Origin of the sequence: Thauera sp. AutoDN2 (assembly GCF_051280715.1) — a bacterium.
In the GTDB taxonomy this organism is placed as follows: domain Bacteria; phylum Pseudomonadota; class Gammaproteobacteria; order Burkholderiales; family Rhodocyclaceae; genus Thauera.
In genome coordinates this window covers 1-4,807 of sequence record NZ_JBNCAR010000068.1, presented here as the reverse complement: position 1 = coordinate 4,807, position 4,807 = coordinate 1, and the positions used below count along the sequence as shown (strand labels likewise).

3 protein-coding genes are annotated in these 4,807 nt (G+C 56.6%); 2 read left to right on the top strand and 1 reads right to left on the bottom strand.

Translation table 11 applies throughout. From position 1 onward, the window contains the following. The first annotated feature begins 111 nt into the window (after positions 1–111). The gene (locus ACPT9U_RS17220) at positions 112–273 is read left to right on the top strand and encodes an antitoxin Xre/MbcA/ParS toxin-binding domain-containing protein (protein WP_435751850.1); all 162 of its coding nucleotides are present in this window, start codon (positions 112–114) and stop codon (positions 271–273) included. Positions 274–354: 81 nt separating this feature from the next. Here the strand turns inward: ACPT9U_RS17220 and ACPT9U_RS17215 are convergent, their stop codons facing one another. Then, complete coding sequence (locus ACPT9U_RS17215) at positions 355–3,090, bottom strand: ankyrin repeat domain-containing protein (protein ID WP_435751849.1); 2,736 nt, start codon at positions 3,088–3,090, stop codon at positions 355–357. Between the two features lie 189 nt (positions 3,091–3,279). On the opposite strand from ACPT9U_RS17215, the gene ACPT9U_RS17210 reads away from it, so the two are divergent. Next, positions 3,280–4,206: a viperin family antiviral radical SAM protein gene (locus ACPT9U_RS17210; protein WP_435751848.1), complete on the top strand. Its 927-nt coding sequence runs from the start codon at positions 3,280–3,282 to the stop codon at positions 4,204–4,206. Positions 4,207–4,807: the final 601 nt, after the last annotated feature.

Sequence of the window (4,807 nt, the reverse complement as noted above, 5' to 3'; positions counted from 1 at the left end):
AGGCGAGCATCAAGTCCAAGCGCATGCTGGCTGCGACCATTGACGAATTTCGTGCCGAACTGCTCGGGGTTATGACATGAAGGTGCGATTGCCCTGGCGGCTACCCTTGTCTTGATCTATCGTGCACTTGTCTCTTTGGTGGGAAGAGATAGCGATTTTACCCGTGCGTGGATCTCCTCGCCGAACAGGGCATTTGCGAACCAGACACCCAAAACGATCCTGCTTCAGGATGACGGATTGGGTTATCTCAGCAGCGCTGGTTCCTTGCGCTGACGTGGCCGGCCGAGAACCGTCATGGTTTGAGTGCCGATACCGGCCACCAACGAAAAGGGATCAGGAAGAACGCTCTCGCGTTCAGGCGGGTGAAGCAAGCTCAAGCTCGCGAACGATTTCTTCGAGTTGCTGCCTGGAGGGTGCCGAACGCCCAGCCTTCTGAAGCTCCTTATCGAGCATCGACAATGCCAAGGCGTCCCTGGCGAGATTGCGGGCTAGGCTAAGGGGCGTCATCCCGTGGATATCCTCTTTCGACAGCGCCTCCGGGTTGATCGCGATCAAGCGCCTCAAGGCATGCAGATTTCCTGACCACGTGGCGGTATGAAGCGCAGTGCGTGCATCGACCGTCGGCAAGTCAGTTTTGCATCCATGCTCCAGGAGCATGTCGACACACGATTTGCTGTGCGCCTTGACGGCAGAGTGCAGTGCCGTCTTGCCGGTAAAATCCTGGATATCAGGGTCTGCTCCAGCCGCGAGCAGGCTTTCTACCATTTCCGAGCAGCCTTCCTCTGTTGCGAGCATGAGCGGTGTTTGCCCCTTGAAGTCTTGCACGTTCACATGCTCGGGGCCGAGTTGTTTGGCGATCAGGCAGATCGCAGAGCGCCAGCGCGCAAGCATCTGATGCGCCTCCGCTTGTGATGGAGTGAGCGCGGATGACTGAGCGAAGGTCACTTGTGATGCGGCTTGAGCGAGGTGCGTCCGAATCTTTATGAGCGCGAGAATTGCCGAGTTCCCATCAACATCCGGCAGTCTGGAGCGAAGCTGATTCTTGTTTTTCTGGCACCAAGCCAGAAGCGCCTCCTCGTTCGTTTCGCGCAAGTGAGACATGAATCCGCTCAGTAGCGTTTTCAATTCCTTGGCGGTGCGGGGAGAGCGCTTTTCTACATCCCGGTAAGGGCTGTAAAGCTCGTCCCAGAAGTACTCTGATACTTGCCGGGCAACATTCTCAATCTGGGGCATTTCCTCGCTTTCGATTACGCCACCGGCGAGCATGGCCCTGAAGTAGATCTCATGGTTGTTGACGATCAACCGCCTGTCAGCGAGTGCAGTCGCGAAGGCATCACGGGCCGCCTCGCCTCGGAGAGGCCCGTAGCCACGCTCAGCTGCCGACTCCATTGCTGCCTTGAAGAGCTTGGCGGCCCCATCAAAGTCGTTGCAGGAGAGCAGATGCTTGGCTTTGTAGTGCTGTACCGGCCCCTTCCAGAGGGAATAGGCTGGACTGTGCTCACACTCTTTGAGCAGCGCCTCGACCCTGGCCCGGCAGCCCTTGTCTTTCTTGGCGGCTTTATTGTTTAGCAGCGTGGCCAACTCCATTACAGCGACCTGGAGGGATTCGGACGGACACTGGGCCAACTCTTTCAAGCGATTTAGCACCGCGTTCTGTACTTTTGATGCTTCGCCTACCGAGTGCGCAACTTGTAGCACGACGCTGAAGCGATTCTCACTCTGAAGAATACGCCAAGGGGACCCGGATTTCAGTCGCGTCTCCAAGTCGATTTCCGCCACGAGTTCTTCGACAAATTGCTTCTGCCGTTCGATATTGAGCTGAATGATGGGCGCTGCAGCTCCCGCATTCAAGCCAATATGGTCATCAAGTTCGGTCTTGGATGACATTGAAGAAAAGCTGTGACTGATCTCGCGCGCTAGGGCCGGGAGCCAGTTGTTGTGCCGGGATGGCAGAATCGACAAGTACAGCGTTTCTGCGTCCCAAGGCGGCAGTTGTGCTTCAAACCAGGCGTTCTCGGCTTCTTCTCCCAAGTGGCCTTTGTGCCGCCAGGCATCTACGGTCAGGTTGAAGATGCGCTTGTAGATTTCAACGAGCTGCAGGACCTTGTTGCGGATGGGGTCCGGGCAGGTCCGCTCCACCCCGGGGCACAGGAATTTCAAAAGGCGTTCATACCCATCTTGCGTGAGTCGCGCCAAGCGCAGGCGTTGGCGGATACGCTTAGGAGTAGGTACTGCGTAGCGCTCCGCGAGCAACGTGACGAAGTGGTCACGCTCTTCCACACTGGAAGTACCTTCAAGCACCTGCTCCAGACGCCCCGGAGCAGTCATGGGAATTTCGAACCTCAGTTTGTCTGCGTCGAGACCCTTACGCGCGACGAATGTCAGTGCAGCGTTGTATCTTTCATCGGATGACAGCTGACCGTTGGGCTCGAAAGTCCCGTTGAAGTGGATCACGGCAGTGTCCGGGAAGTAGCGCTGAATCGTTTCCAGTTCCGGAGTCGTGCCAGTCCGCCAATTATGAATCGACCGGATCAGGGATTCGGAGAGATGGTCATCCGCAGATTCTGATGATGCGCTCAGATCGTCCGCAAGAGCCTCAAGCGGCTTATTGACGAGATCTAGCAGCCAATCGGTGACTTGAGTGACGGGCAGATCAAGAGGCTCCTCAGTGTGCCCGGGCTTCGACTCAGGGAGGTACCAGAACCGACCTCCGGGCATGCCCGCATCAATTGGGCCGTTCAGGCTCCAGAATCCGATCCGCCGGGCAACCCCCGGAACGATGAAACGCCCCATCAAGACCCAAAGGATTTGACGAGAGTCAGCGTCGAACGTCCAGGAGCTGAGCTCCAGAGCTTTGTAAGCGTTACCGAACTCCGAAAGAGCATGTAGCGCGTCCAACTGCGCTTGGGGGTCCCACTCGAACGCTTCGAGAATTTCCTCAAGAATCGTAGCGCCCATCTGTTGATGTGCCTTCAGCTGCTTACTGCCAGAGGCGAAATCACGCTTGGGCTTGGTTTGGTATGAAGTTTCGCCGGCGAAGCTCTGGTGAATCTCCAGAAGCATCGATTCGATGGAGGGGAAGGTACTCATCTGCTTGGTTCCTTGAAGGTTTGTGGCACCAGCATCCTGCCGACGCCGTTCGCCTTGCACACTGAAAAGCGCCGTACCCCCCTCTCCAAGGTGATGCACGTACATGCGTTACGGGGGGTACGGCGCTTTACCTGTTGCGGTCAGATCACTACTGGAAATCTACGCGGATCCATCACAAGGAGCCCGCATATGTCTTCCGCAAATCATACCCTCCCGCTCGTCATCAATTGGCACCTCACGGAGGCCTGCAACTTCAGTTGTAAGTACTGCTACGCCCACTGGAATCGACCCGCTGCCGCGAAAGTGATTGCCCAGAACCCGGCGCGATCGTCAGCGCTGTTGGCGGAGTTGTGGGCGTTCCTCCGGGAAGACAACCCTGCCAACCCTCTGCGCAAAAGCCTGAGTTGGCATGGAGTAAGGCTCAATCTGGCAGGCGGTGAGCCACTGCTTTTGGATGAGCAAGTGACCGCGATCGTAAGCCATGCGCGTGAGCTTGGATTCGAAGTTTCGATGATCACCAATGGCAGCCGCCTTACCTCTGAAGTTCTGTCTCGGCTGGCCGGTCTAATGTCCTGGATTGGCGTCAGCATTGACTCATCCGATTCAGGCCTGAACCGCGCGATCGGACGCCTTGATCGTCAGGGGCGAATGCTCGATCTGATGGGCCTTGCGGCCAGTCTGGCGGAGGCGCGCAGCGACCACCCTAGCTTGCAAATCAAGGTCAATACGGTCGTGAACGCGCTCAATTGGCGCGACGATTTGAGTCCGGTTATCGAATCGCTGGTTCCTGCAAAGTGGAAGGTCCTTCGCGTTTTGCCCGTACTGAATAACCAGTTGGAAGTTACCGACGAGCAGTTCGGGAGTTTCGTGCGCCGGCATAATCGTTTCGCAAGCATTCTTTGCGCGGAGGATAACACCGACATGCGCGAGTCGTACCTGATGGTCGACCCGCATGGCCGCTTCTTTCAGAACGACCGTGCATTAACCGACAAGGGGTACTCCTACAGTCACCCGATTCTGGAGGTGGGTGCGGCAGCTGCGTTTGCAGAGATGCGGTTCAACCCGGAACGCTTCGTTTCCCGCTATGTTCCATTTGGCAAGAGGGGGCAGGCATGAAGTTCTCTTCCAACAAGGATATCGACAAGGAAGTTCTCGAGCTGATTCGCAAAGGGTGGCAATTTGAGCAAAGGCGCAAACATGGGCGTCTCTATCGCCCCGACGGGAAGAGATGTGTCGTGTTTGCAAAGACGCCCAGCGATCATCGGTCGTTGCAGAACTTTCGGAGGGATGTGAGGCATATCGTCGATTCTCAAACGAGTAGCTAGACCGGATGTGCTTGAAGGGGGAGCTTTTCAAGCCTCAAGTGGGGTACGTTTTTGGTCTTGGCGTCAGAAGCCGACCTGTTCCTCGGGATGGCGTGTGGTCGGTTCGGTATAGCATTGATGGATTCACCTCATGGATGCATGGCGGTATTGGATGGCTAACCTGTCTTCCACTTGTTGCGCTCGCAGCGACCGCTTCAGCCGGGATTCTTCCTGAGGTCGTCTGGCAGGTTTCGGATTAGTCCTGTCACCTGAACGACGGCTCCATACGACATCCCAAAGGCAGGTCGTGGCCGATAGTACGCTGTGGGCATCTTCCCCGATAGCCGCCGCACGCCACGGGCTCAAGAATCAGACTCCGATCAACAACAAGGAGTCTGTCATGGAAACCCGAG

Coding starts and splice junctions, on each gene's coding strand:
- ACPT9U_RS17210 (WP_435751848.1), top strand. CDS start 3,280: ATGTCTTCCGCAAATCATACCCTCCCGCTCGTCATCAATTGGCACCTC.
- ACPT9U_RS17215 (WP_435751849.1), bottom strand. CDS start 3,090: ATGAGTACCTTCCCCTCCATCGAATCGATGCTTCTGGAGATTCACCAG.